Annotated in this window: 15 protein-coding genes; 11 read left to right on the top strand and 4 right to left on the bottom strand. The window is 68.5% G+C overall.

The features are described 5' to 3' along the window. Nucleotides 1-72 precede the first annotated feature (72 nt). Both FB471_RS07870 and FB471_RS07865 read left to right on the top strand, forming a co-directional pair. The gene (locus FB471_RS07870) at nucleotides 73-1,044 is read left to right on the top strand and encodes a LysR family transcriptional regulator (RefSeq protein ID WP_141996668.1); all 972 of its coding nucleotides are present in this window, start codon (nucleotides 73-75) and stop codon (nucleotides 1,042-1,044) included. A gap of 191 nt (nucleotides 1,045-1,235) precedes the next feature. Further along, entirely contained in the window at nucleotides 1,236-2,762 is a 1,527-nt protein-coding gene (locus tag FB471_RS07865; protein ID WP_141996667.1) for an alpha-lytic protease prodomain-containing protein, read from the top strand. Nucleotides 2,763-2,861: 99 nt separating this feature from the next. Here FB471_RS07865 and FB471_RS07860 read toward each other — a convergent pair whose 3' ends face one another. After that, nucleotides 2,862-3,746 carry a helix-turn-helix domain-containing protein gene (locus FB471_RS07860; protein ID WP_170220748.1) on the bottom strand — a complete coding sequence of 295 codons (885 nt, stop codon included), beginning with the start codon at nucleotides 3,744-3,746 and terminating at the stop codon, nucleotides 2,862-2,864. Between the two features lie 166 nt (nucleotides 3,747-3,912). On the opposite strand from FB471_RS07860, the gene FB471_RS34015 reads away from it, so the two are divergent. The 3 genes from FB471_RS34015 (at nucleotide 3,913) to FB471_RS07845 (ending at nucleotide 7,284) form a co-directional block, all read left to right on the top strand. Beyond that, nucleotides 3,913-4,248 carry a hypothetical protein gene (locus FB471_RS34015; protein WP_170220747.1) on the top strand — a complete coding sequence of 112 codons (336 nt, stop codon included), beginning with the start codon at nucleotides 3,913-3,915 and terminating at the stop codon, nucleotides 4,246-4,248. A 979-nt stretch (nucleotides 4,249-5,227) separates the two neighbouring features. Beyond that, the gene (locus FB471_RS07850) at nucleotides 5,228-5,827 is read left to right on the top strand and encodes a hypothetical protein (RefSeq protein WP_211357985.1); all 600 of its coding nucleotides are present in this window, start codon (nucleotides 5,228-5,230) and stop codon (nucleotides 5,825-5,827) included. A gap of 902 nt (nucleotides 5,828-6,729) precedes the next feature. Continuing rightward, nucleotides 6,730-7,284, top strand: coding sequence for a hypothetical protein (locus tag FB471_RS07845; RefSeq protein WP_141996664.1), 555 nt, complete (start codon nucleotides 6,730-6,732; stop codon nucleotides 7,282-7,284). Here FB471_RS07845 and FB471_RS07840 read toward each other — a convergent pair. Next, the gene (locus FB471_RS07840) at nucleotides 7,281-7,820 is read right to left on the bottom strand and encodes a MarR family winged helix-turn-helix transcriptional regulator (RefSeq protein WP_141996663.1); all 540 of its coding nucleotides are present in this window, start codon (nucleotides 7,818-7,820) and stop codon (nucleotides 7,281-7,283) included. The two genes, FB471_RS07845 and FB471_RS07840, sit on opposite strands and share 4 nt — an antisense overlap. Nucleotides 7,821-7,928: 108 nt before the next feature. Between FB471_RS07840 and FB471_RS07835 the strand changes: the two genes are divergently transcribed. The 5 genes from FB471_RS07835 (at nucleotide 7,929) to FB471_RS07815 (ending at nucleotide 13,756) form a co-directional block, all read left to right on the top strand. After that, nucleotides 7,929-8,891: an MBL fold metallo-hydrolase gene (locus tag FB471_RS07835; protein WP_141996662.1), complete on the top strand. Its 963-nt coding sequence runs from the start codon at nucleotides 7,929-7,931 to the stop codon at nucleotides 8,889-8,891. Further along, nucleotides 8,870-10,492, top strand: coding sequence for an FAD-dependent monooxygenase (locus FB471_RS07830; protein ID WP_246076293.1), 1,623 nt, complete (start codon nucleotides 8,870-8,872; stop codon nucleotides 10,490-10,492). The genes FB471_RS07835 and FB471_RS07830 overlap by 22 nt, the downstream gene beginning before the upstream one ends. A 9-nt stretch (nucleotides 10,493-10,501) precedes the next feature. After that, nucleotides 10,502-11,383 carry a hypothetical protein gene (locus FB471_RS07825; protein ID WP_141996661.1) on the top strand — a complete coding sequence of 294 codons (882 nt, stop codon included), beginning with the start codon at nucleotides 10,502-10,504 and terminating at the stop codon, nucleotides 11,381-11,383. Nucleotides 11,384-11,590: 207 nt separating this feature from the next. Continuing rightward, nucleotides 11,591-12,781: a fumarylacetoacetase gene (gene fahA / locus FB471_RS07820; protein WP_246076292.1), complete on the top strand. Its 1,191-nt coding sequence runs from the start codon at nucleotides 11,591-11,593 to the stop codon at nucleotides 12,779-12,781. Between the two features lie 150 nt (nucleotides 12,782-12,931). Next, nucleotides 12,932-13,756 carry an adenylate/guanylate cyclase domain-containing protein gene (locus tag FB471_RS07815; protein ID WP_246076291.1) on the top strand — a complete coding sequence of 275 codons (825 nt, stop codon included), beginning with the start codon at nucleotides 12,932-12,934 and terminating at the stop codon, nucleotides 13,754-13,756. Here the strand turns inward: FB471_RS07815 and FB471_RS07810 are convergent. Together FB471_RS07810 and soxR are read right to left on the bottom strand one after the other, a co-directional pair. Next, entirely contained in the window at nucleotides 13,727-14,215 is a 489-nt protein-coding gene (locus tag FB471_RS07810) for an Lrp/AsnC family transcriptional regulator (protein WP_141996660.1), read from the bottom strand. The genes FB471_RS07815 and FB471_RS07810 overlap by 30 nt on opposite strands. Nucleotides 14,216-14,260: 45 nt before the next feature. Then, nucleotides 14,261-14,716, bottom strand: coding sequence for a redox-sensitive transcriptional activator SoxR (gene soxR, locus FB471_RS07805; RefSeq protein ID WP_141996659.1), 456 nt, complete (start codon nucleotides 14,714-14,716; stop codon nucleotides 14,261-14,263). 423 nt (nucleotides 14,717-15,139) lie between these two features. On the opposite strand from soxR, the gene FB471_RS07800 reads away from it, so the two are divergent. Beyond that, entirely contained in the window at nucleotides 15,140-15,487 is a 348-nt protein-coding gene (locus FB471_RS07800) for a hypothetical protein (RefSeq protein ID WP_141996658.1), read from the top strand. Nucleotides 15,488-15,532 lie beyond the last annotated feature (45 nt).

Raw genomic sequence — 15,532 nt, 5'->3', positions numbered from 1 at the left:
AGCCGGGGGCCTACGAACGTCGGGGACTACTCGGTGGTACCCCTTGGGATTCGGCGGACCTAATTTCGTGCTATGGACCTCGAGCTGCGCCACCTCAAGGCCGTGTGCGCCATCGCGGAAGCCGGCAGCGTCACCAAGGCGGCGTCGTCGCTCGGGCTCGCGCAGCCCGCGCTGACGGCCCAGCTGCACCGCATCGAGCACGCGCTCGGCGGCTCCCTGTTCGAGCGGGACTGGCGGGGAGCGCGGCCGACCGCGCTCGGTGAGGTGGTCCTGGCCAGGGCGCGGGTGTTGCTGCCGGCCGTGAAGGGCCTGCAGGACGAGGTCACCCGGCTCGCCTGCATCGAGGGCAGCCTCGACCACTGCCGGATCGGGGCGATCAACTCCCCGATCCTCGGCGGCCTGGTGCATCGGTTCGCCACCGACTACCCGCAGGCACACGTGATGACCCACACCTCCTGGTCGGTGTCCGAGCTGATGGACATGATCGTCGCGGGCAGGCTGGACTACGCCCTGATCGGGGTGTGCGGTACCGCCCTGCCCCCGTCCGGGCAGGGCGTGGTCTGGCGTTCCGTGGGGCTGGACGCCGTCGGCGTGCTGCTCCCGGAGGTCCATCCGCTGGCCGCGAGGCACGCGGGGGAGGTCGAGCTCGCCGACCTCGCGCTCACCAGATGGGCGGCCACCAGGGGAGAGGGCTGCTTCGCCGAGTGCTTCGCCACGGCCTGTGCCAGGGCGGGCTTCGCGCCGCACACGATCTACGAGACCGATGTGGTCAGCTGCCTCGACCTGGCGCAGGCCGGGGACGCCGTGGTGTTGTGCAAGCCGAGCCTGCTGCCGATTCCCGGGCTGCGGGCGTTGCCGTTCGCCGGTGCGCCACTGCGTTGGCGGCACCTGCTCGGCTGGCACCAGGAGAGCCCCGCCGCGCTGCTGGCCGAACGGATGACCCGGTACGCCGTGGAGGCCTTCGACGCCGCGGTGGGCAGGAACCACCCGTACGCCGCGTGGCTGGAACACCAGCCCGGCTTCGGCGTCGCGCCCGCCGAGTGACCGGCGGCAGGCGGGACCGCGGAAAGTTGTGCGCCGGCTGGCGGAATCACCGAAGGTATGGGGTAAGTGTTATCTGGCGTGCCGGCGAAACGTCGATCTAGCGTGAGTGCGCCGCGCGGTCCACCCCACAACCTCGGGTGCCGCGTGGTGGTACTCCCACACACCCTGCCTCTGTGAAGGAGAGAACCGGCATGCAACGAAGACTGTTGCGATTCGCCTCGGTCGCCGCGCCCGCCGCGGCACTGGTCGCGGCGATGACCCTACCGGCATCGGCGTCCGTCTCGGCCGCACCCGCCACCGTGGACGCCGATGCGGCCGCCGACGCGGTCAGCGAAGCCGCACCCGGCATGTTCGCCGCGCTACAGCGCGATCTGGACCTGACCGCCGAGCAGGCCAAGACCCGGTTGGCGGCCGAGCACCGCGCGGCGACCGCCGACAAGCGGCTGCGCAAGCAACTCGGCTCGGGCTTCACCGGATCCTGGATGAACGACGCGGGCACGAAACTGGTGGTGGCGATCACCGACCCGGCCGAGGCCGCCATGGTGCGCGCCGCGGGAGCCGAGCCGGCCGTGGTCGAGCACAGCGGCGCGGAGCTGGCCGCGGTGCAGGCCACACTGGACGCGAACGCCGCCGCGGCCCCGGACTCGCTGCCCTCCTGGTACGTGGACGTGACCACGAACCGGGTGGTCGTCCTGGCCCACGAGCACGCGGTCGGCGCGGCACACGCGTTCGTCGCGGCCAGCGGGGCGGACGCCTCCGCCGTGCGGGTCGAGGTCACCAGCGAGCAACCGCGCCCGCTGTACGACGTGGTGGGCGGGGACGCCTACTACACCGGTTCCTCCCGCTGCTCGGTCGGATTCTCCGTGGAAGGCGGGTTCGTCACCGCGGGGCACTGCGGCAACCGCGGCACCTCCACCTCGGGACACAACCGCGTCTCGCAGGGGAGCTTCCAGGGCTCGTCCTTCCCCGGCAACGACTACGCCTGGGTACAGGTGAACTCGAACTGGACCCCTACCCCCACGGTCAACGGGTACTCCTCCGGTAACGATGTCGTGGTCAAGGGCTCCGACGAGGCCCCGGTCAACTCCTCGGTGTGCCGTTCCGGCTCCACCACCGGCTGGCACTGCGGCCGGATCACCGCGCGCAACGCCTCGGTGAGCTACCCGCAGGGCACGGTGAACGGGCTGATCCGCACCACCGTCTGCGCCGAGCCCGGCGACTCCGGTGGCTCGCTGGTCACCGCCGACCGGAACAACGCGCACGCCCAGGGCGTCACCTCCGGTGGTTCCGGCAACTGCAGCTCCGGCGGCACCACCTACTTCCAGCCGGTGCCGGAGATCCTGAGCGTCTACGGCCTCACCCTGGTGACCGACGACGACGGTGGCCCGCCGGACCCGCCCGGTGACCGGTGCGACGACTACGAGTCCACCTACACCGGCTCGCTGTCGTCCAACGGCCGCGAGTACCAGCCGGACGGTAGGTGGTACTACAGCAACGGCTCCGGCACCCACGAGGGCTGCCTGGACGCGCCGGACGGCACCGACTTCGACCTCTACCTGCAGCGGTGGAACGGCAGCTCGTGGAGCACCGTGGAGGAGTCGACCAGCCCCGGCCCGGACGAGCAGACCAGCTACAACGGCAGCGCCGGCTACTACCGCTACCAGGTGCACGCCTACAGCGGCTCCGGCAGCTACACCCTCGGCACGAACACGCCGTAACCGATCGGTTCGGGCCTCGGCGGACGGGCATCAGCGCTCGCCCGCCGAGGCCCCTTTCACTCTCGTGACAAACGCCAACCACCCGGTGGCCGAAAACCCTCAACCTGCCGGAACTGCAGTAGACCAGCTAGGCTGGTCATCCTCAAGCTGCGGGTCCACGCGGTTGATCATGTCCTGGATAACTGCCGACGATTCGGCCGGAGTCATCGCGAGCTTCAGGATTTCTTCGGCTGCCGCCTCGAAGAGGTCGATATCCGGCTGCCGATCGAAGATCAGCGCGGATCTGGGGATGCCCACATGGACCATGGCGCCGATCTCGCCCTTGATCAGCACGAAGTCGCCGTCCATCCCACGATGCCAGTCCGTACCTTGCGGTACGACCCGAAGATGGATATGCGGCATCGACGATGCTTCGAGCAGCCTGCGGAGTTGCGCGACCATCACAGCAGGCCCGCCGATCAACTGGCCCAGCACGCCCTCCGCGATCAACGCGGTGAACCGAACTGGCTGGGGTCCGGTGAGCACGACCTGCCGACCGATGCGCATCGCGACCCGGTTCTCGATCTCGTCCTCGGTCAACCTGGCGCGGGCCATCATGGCCCTGGCGTACTCACTGGTCTGGAGCAGACCCGGGACGACATGCGTTGACCATTCCACGATCGACGTCGCGGTTCTTTCGGCCCGGATCAGTGCAGCCGTCTGCTTGCGGTGATCGGGCAGTGTCGTAGCGACCCATGGGAACCGTTCGGATCGTTCGGTCAGTTCGAGCAGGTGACTTGCCTGCTCCGGTGGAGCCTGGCAGGCGACCATCCAGGCCTTGACCTGACCGAGTTCCGGGCGACGTTTCGCGTTCTCGAACCGCGAGATGGTCGCCGTACTGAGGCCGGTTTTCGCTGAGAGTTGCCGGACGTTCAGCCGCGCCGCGCTCCTGGCGGCGCGGAGCCCGTCGGCGATCTTGGTATCGACCTGCTTGTTACCGGCCATGAAACACAGCATAGTGACGTCTTCCACGACCCTGATCGGCTGGTTCCAGTTTCCATGTTTCCTTCCTTTCTTTTTCGTGGAAACTTGGAAACAAAGATGAACTATTTGGCGGTAGTGGATAGCGTGCTGTTTGGAGATTTTGTGCTGCGCGGTTCGAGGAGATCGGTTGTCAGAGCATCTGCCACAAGGGCTCACCCATCCGTATGGCAGCCGGATCAAGGCCATGGCCTACCGGCACGGGTACACGTTCAGCTGGGTACCGGGTGATGAATGGATCGCGGTTCAATGCGGGCATGTCGCCAATGCGAGTCAGCGGCTCCTCATTGTTGGCGAACGGCAACCGGATGAGGAAGTGCTCCTCGGCCGGTGCACGGTGGTCGCCGTGGTCAGGGCGCCTCCGGTCCACCTCTGGTACGACGCGAGAGTGCTCGCGGCCGTCGCCGATCGGTGGTTCCGGGCCAAACGTCAGCCGGTAGCGGCTCACGGCGCGGACCAACGATGACGCTCATCTACGCGAGGCTGCTACCGGAACACGCACGTGGTGAGTCGGAACGCGTCGTCCATATCATCCGGCTCCCGACCGACGGAACGCTGCCCGCGAGGTTGACCGCGTGCTGTGGTGCGTCGTTCCCGCCTGGCGAGTTGGAGAACCTTCCCGAACTTGGCGGGGCGCCCTGCACCGATTACCTGGCCGCTGTCGACCTACCGGCCTCCAGCCTGGCCGACCCCGTACTGCCGTGGCCAGGCTCCGCCACAAGCCGCAGCGGTGCCCGCCGTCGCCGGAGCGCCGGCGCTCGGCCTGCGCGAGACGCAACTCGTGCACCGCATACCCGGCAAGCCGCTGGCTTCCGTGCTCGACGGCCGTACTGTGGTCATCACCGTCTGTGGCGTGCTGGCCTGGGTTGCCTACACGGACCCACCGGCCGCGTGGCCGCGTTGCCCGGACTGTGCTGTGCTACCTCGGATCAGGCCCGATCGGGTAGGGTAATCGCCTGGGGACGCCGAGTACTTGGCACAGGCAAGAGGGGGAGCGTGCGGTGGGCGATCAGTCACGTCGTCGGCCGGCTCGTCAACCGGTCGTGTTGCTGGACGATGTGCCGCGATCCGTCAGCGGCGATCTTGCTGACCCTCCGGTGGAGCCGGCTCGGCATCTTTGAGCCGATCACTACGGTCACCGTGCAGGATCGCGCAGAGCGGTGGGTTCCCCGCGGGTCCACATCTACCCGTGGTAGCTCACCATCCTTTCGTGTACGACATGAAAACAGCGAGACGTAACCTGATGATCGTTAGGACCGTTCACTCGGTTGGGCGTATCCGCGCGTTCCGCGGCTGATTGTATGCTGCTCGCGTTGACCGCAATGGTCGACATCGAGAGGGGGAAGATTTTCGACGGGGGTAAGTATATCGTTCGGGGCACCCCGTTCGTTAATTCTTCCACGTAGATCGACGTTCGGCATTCTTTTGCCGCTCATGTGATGTCGATGGGAGAATTAGTGTCAAAAAGAATTATCGCGACAGCGTGTTCGCTGTTTGCTGCGTTGATGTTGCTCGCGGTTCCGCAGGCAAGCGCGACAACGGAACGACAGCCAACGCCACCGGTGGGGATGTATAACGGTCCTGGGGAATACACACTGAACCCTAAGACTGTTACGGACGACAAAGGTCGGATCGTCACAGTTCGCAGCCATGCAGATGCCGGGGAAGCAAGGACGCGGGGCATCGAGACCTGCAACTGGGTAAAGGTCACTGTCGAGGCTGAGAATGCGGTCGGTAGTCGCCTCTGGTCATACGTCAACCGTGTGGACTGGTGCTACTCAAACGCCATAGTTACATCCATCAGCCCTATTCAGATTGCCAGCGACATTCCCCAATGGTCCAATCTTGCGGGCTGGACATACGACGGCGTCAAGTCCAAGGAGCAATGGGACTACTATGGAGACAAATGGGTTTATCGAAACCACACGCAGGCAAAATTTGAATACTGCCCACCGCGGGTTATCTGCATAGACGAGGCTCTTCCCGAGATCTTGATAGACACTTATGCGGACGGCGGTTACGACTACGATTGGGCAGTGGGGTAAAGATTTAGTAATATCCCGATTGGGTGGTCGTGTCGACGTCGATAAAAAGGTGTTTCCCCTTGGTTTGCTGCCGAGGGGAAACACCTCATGTGAGGGGGCTCGCTCGATACGACTTTCCTTGAGTCACCGACACGCGTAGCCTGCAGCATGAAGCTTCTACACCGCAATGCAGGGAGTCGCCTTGTCTGATCAGGCACCTAGCAGAAGGACACGCTCGCTCCAGTTTCTGGGCATAGCCATCGCGACCTCACTTATCGCGCTCCTGCTGTTGCCACCTCTCGGCTATATGATGTTCGCAGCCTGGACTGTCGCGGCGTGGGTGCGCCGCGAATCACCGATCACGCGATGGCTGCTCACGATCGTGGCAACTGTCCTGATTTTTGGCACAATACTCGGATTGGTCACGTCCACAAGTGTCAGTGTCAAGGTGGGCAATTCTGCACCTTCGATGTCAACTGCAGGACTGTCACGATAGCTGGCAGAATTGAGCTATGGCGTGTAGACGGCCTGTAGCTAATTGGCTGGAGTTTTAACCATCGTGGGCTGTTGGTGATCCCTGTTGATCATGGGTGCAGACCTGGGCGACCGGAGCGATATGGGGCCGCGATCGGGCCGTGGGGCACGCTTGTCGTCGGTACGGTCGGGGGCATCGCGGGAGCCATTGGTGGGCAAGCCGTCGCCGACTTCCTTGTTCCCGAGTAAGCGCAGGTAATGATGGCCGGACGACATCGCGAACCCGAACGCGGTCGCACCTGGTATGAGTTTCCCGAGCTACCGCCCCGACCTGACCCGGAGACCGGTGAGCCATTTCCCCCTCATGCTCCGGGCTTCAGGAACGAAAAAGGGATCGCACCCGAGCACGACCGTAGCCGTTCCGCCAAGCTTTCCCACAACCGCCCCCATTGGAGGGTGCCGGACCGGCACTTGCCTGGCATCGGCACAGCCGCCTGTCCAATATCCACGGGTTCTTCGTCGCACTTGGACTGATGATTGCCGGAACTTTCGTGGTGTTCCTGTTCGAGGGTGATCTCGGCGGTTTGGGCTATTGGCAAATTTGGGTCATCCTCATCGTATTCGCCTACCTTGCCTCCGGTCCCTTGAATTACCAGACGACCTCCGCGGGGGCGGACTGGATTAAGTGGGACTACAACAAGCGGTGGTACCAGCGCCGGGCGCGGTCCAACCATCTCAAGATGTACGAGCTCACCCGAATCGAGGGTTACTTCGCCGGTGGCATGCTGCACATCCGTTTCGAGGACTACGAGGGCCGGGGTGCTGATCGGCAGGTCGGCGATCTCCAGCGGGACCGCCGCATCTGGGATCTCTTCTGCAACGGCCTGCTCCATTCGGTGGCCAACGGCGCCGAGATCAACCGCACCGCCGTTGAGTTGCTGAAACTCGACGAGACACCCGCGCTCCGGCTGCGCGAGCAGCGTCCTCAGCCGGAGGACGGCTAGAAACGCCGCTTGACGTCCGAGGCTGCGGATCCGGTCATCAGCTTCTCCAGCAGGCCGATCAGGGTGCGCAGCTCCTCCCCGGTGAGGCTGGCGGCCCAGGCCTGCTCCCGGTCGTTGTGCGCGGTGAAGGCGCTGCTGATCGCCTCGTGCCCGGCCGGGGTGATCTCCAGCAACACCACCCTGCGGTCCTGCTCCGCGGGCCCGCGGGCGACCAGGCCGTCCCGTTCGAGGGTGTTGGCCAGTGCCGACACCGCGGCCCGGCTCATCCCGGTCAGTTCGGCGACCCGCTTGCCCTCCAGCGGCCCCGCGAGCCAGAGCGCGAACAGCACGCGGAAGCCCGGCCAGCTCCAGCCGCGGGGGCGGTGCACCGAGGACTCGAGGTCGTACACCAGCGCGCTGGTGGCCCGGTGCAGGGTCAGCACGAACCGCATGGCCAGCGGGTCGACACCGGGCAGTTCGCCGAGCACCCGCTCGATCGCGTAGTCGACGAACGAGACGTAGTCGAGGCGGCTGGGCTCGGCGGGGTCGGTTGCCATGCAGGCAAGCGTAGGTGAGGGCTTTCGCGCACCCGCCGAAGCGCGTACGCTTCCCGGCACAGGTAATCAAAGCTTTGACTAAATCGCTTCGACCGACGGAGGCCGCGAATGCCGGCGAAGCCATTCGCATCATCGTCCGACCTGACCGAGAAGGAGCAGACGCTGGAGGTCCTCGCGGACGGCGTGTACGCGCTGACCGCCGAGGGTGATCCGAATGTCGGTGCCATCGAGGGCGAGGACTTCCTGGTCTGCTTCGAGGCGATGGCCACCCCGGTGGCCGCGGCGGAGTGGCTGGCGCGGCTGCGGGAGTACACCGACAAGCCGGTGCGCTACCTGGTGCTCTCGCACTACCACGCGGTGCGCGTGCTGGGGGCGAGCGCCTTCGATGCCGAGGTGATCGTCGCGCACGAGAACACCAGGGCACTGGTGGCCGAGCGGGGACTCGCGGACTGGGACTCGGAGTTCGCCAGGATGCCGCGGCTGGCCAAGGACGCCGACTCCGTTCCCGGGCTCACCTGGCCCACCCTCACCTTCTCCGACCGGCTCACCATCGACCTCGGTGGGGACCGCGGTGAGCTGGAACTGCGCTACTGCGGGCGGGGGCATACCGAGGGCGACATCGTGGCGTGGTTGCCCCGGCAGCGGATCCTGTTCGCCGGTGACCTCGTGGAGGCGCAGGCCGCGCTGTACACGGGGGACGCGTTCCACCGCGAGTGGGCGAGTTCCACCCTGGACGCCGTCGCCTCGATCGGGGCCGAGGCACTCGTCGGCGGGCGCGGCGCGGTCAGCAGGGGACCGGAGGCGGTGCGGGCCGCGATCGCGCAGACCCGGCACTTCCTGGAGGTGATGATCCGGGAGGTGTCCGCGGTACGCGAGCGGGGCGGCACCCTCGCCGAGGCCTTCACCGCCGCCCACGCGGCGCTGGTGGACGGCTACGGGCACTGGCCGATCTTCGAGCACTGCCTCCCGTTCGACGTCTCCCGGCTGTGGGACGAACTCGGCGGCATCGAACGTCCGGTGATCTGGACCGCCGAGCGGGACCGCGCGGTGTGGGCCCAGTTGCAGGGCTGAGCGCCGTGCAGCCGAACGCGCGCGTGGCCGTGCTGGGCGCGGGGCCGGTCGGGCAGACCACCGCGTTGCTGCTGGCCCGCTGGGGCGTACCCACGGTGGTGCTGGACCAGCGCCCGGAGCGGGATCTGGTCGGTTCGCGGGCGATCTGCCAGCAGCGGGACGTGCTGGACATCTGGGACGCGGTCGGCGCGGGGGAGCGGATCGCGGCCGAGGGCGTCACCTGGCTGACCGCCCGCACGTTCTACCGGGACCGCGAGCTCTTCGCCTACGACCTTCCCGATCCCGGTCGCTCGCCCTTCCCGCCGTTCGTCAATCTCTCGCAGGCCCGCACCGAGGAGATCCTGGACGAGCGCATCGCCGCTGAACCACTGATCGAACTGCGCTGGGACCACCGGGTCACCGGGATCACCCAGGACTCCGGCGGGGTACGGCTGGACTGCGCGACCGCGGGCGGCCGGCGGACGGTCACGGCGGACTACGCGGTGGCCTGTGCCGGCGCCCGCGCCGAGGACCTCCGCCGGATGCTGGGGGTGTCCTTTCCCGGGCAGTCCTTCGACGACCTGTTCCTGATCTGCGACATCCGCGCCGACCTTCCGGGGTTCGCGACCGAGCGGCGGTTCCACTTCGACCCGAGCTGGAACCCCGGCCGCCAGGTGCTGATCCACCCCTGTCCCGGCTCCAGCTACCGGATCGACTGGCAGGTTCCGCCCGGCTACGACCTGGCGGCCGAGGAGGCGGCAGGCGCGCTGGACCGCAGGATCCGTACCGTGATCGGCGAGCGCGACTACCACGTGCTGTGGCGGTCGGTGTACCGCTTCCACGAGCGGCTGGCCGATCGGATGCGGGTCGGCAGGGTGCTGCTGGCCGGGGACTGCGCGCACCTGGTGGCGCCGTTCGGGGCGCGCGGGCTCAACTCCGGTGTGCAGGACGCGGAGAACGCCGCGTGGAAGCTGGCGTTCGTGCTGTCCGGCCGGGCGGGGGAGGAACTGCTGGAGAGCTACCACACCGAGCGGCACGCGGCCGCGGTGGAGAACATCGACGTCACCAGCAGCACCATGCGGTTCCTCGTCCCCGGCGACGAGGCCGATCGCGCCCGCCGGGAGTCCATACTGGACAGCGCGGTCGGCGACCCCGCAGTGAGGTCCGAAGTGGACTCGGGAAGGCTCGCCGAACCGTTCTGGTACGCGGGATCACCGCTCACCACCCCATCGACGGCTCGGCCGTGTACCGGGCGGCCGGCACGGGGCACGGCCCCCGTGGTGGCACCGGGAGTGCTCGTCCCGGACGTGGCGGTGTCCGTGGACGGGGCACCTTCGCGACTGCGAAGCCTGGCCCGCGACGGTTTTCTGCTGCTGGCCGCCGGAGGCACCGCGGCGGCCGCGGCCGCCGCGGTGCCCGCGCGCGGCACGCCGACGCGCGTGCTGCGGATCGAGGAGATCGACGCCGCGGGCGAGCTGGCGGCGGCGCTGTCCCCGGCACCCGGCGAGGTCTGGGTACTGCGCCCGGACGCCCATATCGCCGCGGTACTGGCGGAACCGACCACCGAGGAGATCGCGACCGCCCTGCGCCGTTGCCTCGGGCGCGGTCCGGGACCGTTGTGAAGGAGAACCATGCCGAATGACCCCCACGCGGGCAACCGCCTGCTCGCCGGGCTCGTGGACGACGCGGGCCTGTTCCCACCCACCGCGCTGGCCATGCCGGATGCCGTGGCCAGGCACCGAGCCGACCTCGCGGCCGGGCACGGCGTGCTGACGCACCGGTTCCTGTGCCCGGCGTCCCGGCTCGGTGAGCTGCGCGGCGAGCTCACCGAGCCCGACCGGATGGCCATCGGCCTGATCGCCGACACCGGAACGCAGGGGCTACCGGGCGCCCTGCGCGAGCTCGACGAGGACCCGCGACTGCGGCTGGCCGGGCTGGAGTTCCCGCTGTCCGGGACCGACGAGCCGAAGCCGGAGGGCGCGGTGGCCGCCGTGCTGCGCGCCACCGTCGAGGTGCCCGGCGCGGTGCCGCTGTTCCTCGAGCCGGCGACCTTCGGCGACGCGGGCGCGACCTGCGCGGCGCTGACCGGGCGGGAGGTGTCCCGCACGGTCGGGCTGAAGGCCCGCTGCGGCGGGGTCCGCGCGGAGCTGTTCCCCAGTGTCGAGGCGTTGGCCCGGTTCGTGCTGACGGCGGTGGCCGCCGGGCTGCCGATGAAGGCGACCGCCGGGCTGCACCACGCGGTGCGCTACATCGACCGCGGAACCGGGTTCACCCACCACGGGTACCTGAACCTGCTCGTCGCGGTCGCCGACGCGGTCGTCGGTGCCGGCCCGGATACGGTGGCCGCGACGCTGCGGACCACCGACTCGGTGGGTCTGGCAAGCCGGGCCGCCGGGCTGGACGCGGCCACCGTCGCGGCCACCCGGCGGGTGCTCACCAGCTACGGCTCGTGCAGCACCCGGGTCCCGGTCGAGGAAGCGGGCGCGCTCGGCCTGTGGCACACCGCGAGCTAGCGCCCTGGAGGGCCTGTTCAGAACGACCCGGCGACCGCGGGCCGTCAGGCCCATGGTCACCGCGGCGCGCGGCGCCACCGGGTGGGTGGTGGTGGGCGACGGGCGGGAGGTCGTTGCAGTTCACGGCAGTGGTGACGCACGCTACGGACCTGACTAACCCGATATTTGACTAAGACACCTGGAACCGAACGAGAAGGGACCTTCTTCGTGAGCGAAACCTGGTTGAGCATCCCGGCCGAGTCCGGGTTCGGGGTGCGGAACCTGCCCTACGGTGTGTTCTCGCCACCGGAATCCTCGCCCAGGGTGGGCGTGCGCATCGGCGACCACGTGCTCGACCTCGCCGCGGCGCTGGGCGACCCGGTGTTCGCCCGGCCCAACCTGAACGAGTTCATGGCCACCGGCCAGGCCTGCTGGCGGCGGGTGCGTGCCGAGGTCACCGAGTTGCTCACCGACGAGGCGCACCGGGGCACGGTGGAACCGGCGCTGTACCCGCTCGACGAGGTGGAGCTGCACCTGCCCTACGCCGTCGCCGACTACGTGGACTTCTACGCCAGCGAGCACCACGCGAGCAACATCGGGCGCATGTTCCGCCCGGACGCGGCGCCGCTGCTGCCCAACTGGAAGCACCTCCCGGTCGGCTACCACGGCCGGGCCGGCACCGTCGTGGTCTCCGGCACCCCGATCGTCCGCCCGAACGGTCAGCGCAAGCCGCCCGCCGAGGACACCCCGAGTTTCGGCCCCTCCCGCCGGCTGGACATCGAGGCCGAGGTCGGCTTCGTCGTCGGCACCCCGAGCCCGCTCGGGACGTCGGTGCCGCCGACCGACTTCGCCCGGCACGTCTTCGGCGTATGCCTGGTCAACGACTGGTCCGCCAGGGACATCCAGGCGTGGGAGTACGTCCCGCTCGGGCCCTTCCTCGGCAAGTCGTTCGCGACCTCGGTGTCCCCGTGGGTCGTCCCGCTCGACGCGCTGGACGCGGCCAGGGTGCCCACGCCCGTCCAGGACCCGGAGCCGCTGCCCTACCTGCGCGAGACCGACCCGTGGGGGCTGGACCTCAGCATGACCGTCGAACTGAACGGCAGGCCGATCGCGCACCCGCCGTTCTCCTCGATGTACTGGTCGCCCGCGCAGATGCTGGCCCACCTGACGGTCAACGGCGCGAGCCTGCGCTCCGGGGATCTGTATGCCTCCGGCACGGTGTCCGGCCCGGAGCGCGAGCAGCGCGGCTCGCTGATCGAGCTGTCCTGGAACGGTGCCGAACCGGTCGAGCTGGACGGCGGCGACCACCGTTCCTTCCTCGCGGACGGGGACACCGTCACCATCCGTGCGACCGCGCCCGGCGACGGCTGCACCATCTCCTTCGGCGAGGTCACCGGCACCATCCACCCCGCATCCTGAAGTGCCCTGAACGTGGCTTTCCGGACGTTAGGCGTCGCGAACGGCACTATTGGGACATCTGACGCCTCGAACGCCACGTTCAGGGCGTGCCCCGGTGGGCGCGTGCGGTACTGTTACTTCGAGTAACAGATAGCCGAGGTGGGTGGAGCGATGATCGCGGTGGACCGGGGCCGTGGTGCCTGGCGTGACCGGCTGCGACGCACCGGCGGCGGCGCGCGCTCGCTGGTCGGGCGGGTGGACGCCAGCCCGCCGCTGCTCGCCCTGCTGCGACGGCTGCGCCGCAGGCTGCCGGGGGACGCCCGGTACGGCGACCCGCTGTCGGTCGCCGGCCCCGATCCGGTCGACCGGATCGGCGCACGGCTGGCCTCGGTGGCGGCCGAGCAGCCGAGCGCGCTGCGCGAGCTCGGCCTGACCGCGCTGCAGGTGTGGCAGGCCGGTGGGTACCCGCGGGAGCTGCCCCCGGCCGAGGTCGCGGTGGTGTTCACCGACCTGGCGGGTTTCTCCGACTGGACGCTGCGCGCGGGCGACGACACGGCCGTGGAGTTGCTGCGCAGGGTCGGCGCCGTGGCCGAGCCGCTGATCACCGCGCGGGGGCGGATCGTCAAGCGGCTCGGCGACGGGCTGATGGCCGTGTTCCACGACCCGGAGGCCGCCGTGGCCGCGGCGCTGGCGGCGCGGGACGCGGTGGACGCCGTGGTGGTGGACGGCCACCGCCTGCGCCTGCGGGCCGGGGTGCACGTCGGTGTCCCGCGCCGGCTCGGCCCGGACTACTTCGGCCAGGACGTGAACATCGCCGCGCGGGTCACCGCGGCCGCGGGGCCCGGCGAGGTGCTGGTTTCCACCTCGGCGGTGCGGCGGCTGAACGATCCGCGATTCCGGCTGCGCCGGCGGTTGTGGTTCCGGGCCAAGGGGGTCCCGGACCACGTGAAGCTGTACGCGGTGACCTCACCCGATGGTGACCGGGAGCGCGGTTGAGGTCTTGATCGGGTCGAACACGACCAGGGTGGTGTACCGCTGGATGTTCGGCGCGTTCTGGAACAGCCGCCTGCCCGCGTCCCGGTACTCGGCCATCCCGGCCGTCGCCAGCACCACCACGTAGTCGTAGTCACCGGACACCGCGTACACCTGCTGCACCTCGGGGGCGGCGAGCAGCCGGCCGCGCACCTCGGCATGGTGCTGGTCGGACTCGTACCGGAGGGTGACCAGGCAGATCGTCAGTACCGCCGTGGCGCTCAGGCCGGCGTCCAGCACGGCTACCTCACGCGTGATCAGGCCGCTGGTGCGGTAGCGGTCGATCCGCCGCTGTACGGCGCTGGGGGAGAGGCCGACGACCTCGCCGAGCTCGCGCAAGGTCCTGGACGAGTCCCGCTGCAGCTCGGCGAGCAGTAGCCCGTCCAGTTCGTCCAGCACCGGCCGCCTGCGTTTGGTTGGCACGCGACAATCGTGCGCCCGCCCCGCGAGCGTTTCAATCCCGCGGGCTCAGGACTCGATCAGCCGCCGCGGCCCCGCGCCGCGGTCGCCGAGTGCGTCGTGCGGGTTGGCCAGCCGGCAGCGGTCGATCGAGAGGCAGCCGCAGCCGATGCAGTCGCTGAACTCGTCCCGTAGCTGCTGGAGCCGGTGAATCCGCTGGTCGAGCTCGGCCCGCCAGCGCTGGGAGAGCTGCTCCCAGTCCCGCCTGCCCGGCGTCCGGCCGTCCGGCAACTCGTCCAGCGCGTCCCGGATGTCGGCGAGCGGGATGCCCACCCGCTGCGCGATCCGGATCAACGCCACCCTGCGCAGCATGTCCCGCCGGTAGCGTCGCTGATTCCCGGCCGTACGCCTACTGCTGATCAGGCCCTGCCGTTCGTAGAAGTGCAAGGCTGACACCGCGACGCCACTGCGCGTAGCGAGTTGCCCCACGGTGAGCTCGGCCTGGTTCCACTTCGGCGTTTCCATAACCCCCGTGCTCCGATCCTTCGCAGTTCACCTAAACCATGGTTGAGGTCAACGTGACTCCAGCTTACTGGCGCCTACTTGCCGGTAAAGGGCACCCCCGGTTCCGGCGTGTCGGCGAAAGGCGGTCGCGATGCGACGGGCGGTGATCAAGATGACCCGACCGAGTCGATGTGCAACGATCATATGCACGTGCACTAGCACGTGAATCAAGTACTGGGCAGGTGCTGAGACTGTGTGTAGAGGATCCGCCATCGAGGTTAGGTTGACCGAACGTTCGACGTCCGCTCAGCGCACGGGCGGAGCCACTGAGCGTAGTTCGGTGCGTGCTCCCTAGTGGTTTCTACGAACGGCACGTCACAGTGAATCGACGCTTGGGCGTTGTGCAGGTATCAACATGCCGCTGCTCGGGGGAGGAACGGCACCGTGACCGGAGCATCCGAGAATCGAATGTCCGCATACGGCGGACAGGACCCCGGCCCGCCGCCGGACAATGCACTGCAGCTGGCTTGGAACGTGTTGGGCGCGTGGTCCACCACCTTGCGGTTGATGGCCATCGTCTACCCGCTGTTCCTGCTGGTGCTGGGCACCGTGGTGGTGCTTGCCATCCTGGTCGGCCCCGCGCTGGCGTGGTCCCTCGGTGGGCTGACCGCACTGACCGGATCCGCACTGGCGGCGCGCCGGATGCGGCGTCGCGGGCTGGTCCAACTGCATGAAACCGGGACGGAGGACATCCGGCAGGCGGTGGAGGGCGACCAGAATCCCCTCTGCTGAGGTCGGCCGATGTCATCACCGACCGGAACGAGCTAGTCGAATACG

Origin of the sequence: Amycolatopsis cihanbeyliensis (assembly GCF_006715045.1) — a bacterium.
GTDB classification, from domain to species: Bacteria; Actinomycetota; Actinomycetes; order Mycobacteriales; family Pseudonocardiaceae; genus Amycolatopsis; species Amycolatopsis cihanbeyliensis.
The sequence above is the reverse complement of the archived record's forward strand: the minus strand, read 5'-3'. Positions and strand labels throughout refer to the sequence as shown.

Coding starts and splice junctions, on each gene's coding strand:
- FB471_RS07870 (WP_141996668.1), top strand. CDS start 73: ATGGACCTCGAGCTGCGCCACCTCAAGGCCGTGTGCGCCATCGCGGAA.
- FB471_RS07865 (WP_141996667.1), top strand. CDS start 1,236: ATGCAACGAAGACTGTTGCGATTCGCCTCGGTCGCCGCGCCCGCCGCG.
- FB471_RS07860 (WP_170220748.1), bottom strand. CDS start 3,746: ATGGCCGGTAACAAGCAGGTCGATACCAAGATCGCCGACGGGCTCCGC.
- FB471_RS07850 (WP_211357985.1), top strand. CDS start 5,228: ATGGGAGAATTAGTGTCAAAAAGAATTATCGCGACAGCGTGTTCGCTG.
- FB471_RS07840 (WP_141996663.1), bottom strand. CDS start 7,820: ATGGCAACCGACCCCGCCGAGCCCAGCCGCCTCGACTACGTCTCGTTC.
- FB471_RS07835 (WP_141996662.1), top strand. CDS start 7,929: ATGCCGGCGAAGCCATTCGCATCATCGTCCGACCTGACCGAGAAGGAG.
- FB471_RS07825 (WP_141996661.1), top strand. CDS start 10,502: ATGCCGAATGACCCCCACGCGGGCAACCGCCTGCTCGCCGGGCTCGTG.
- FB471_RS07815 (WP_246076291.1), top strand. CDS start 12,932: ATGATCGCGGTGGACCGGGGCCGTGGTGCCTGGCGTGACCGGCTGCGA.
- soxR (WP_141996659.1), bottom strand. CDS start 14,716: ATGGAAACGCCGAAGTGGAACCAGGCCGAGCTCACCGTGGGGCAACTC.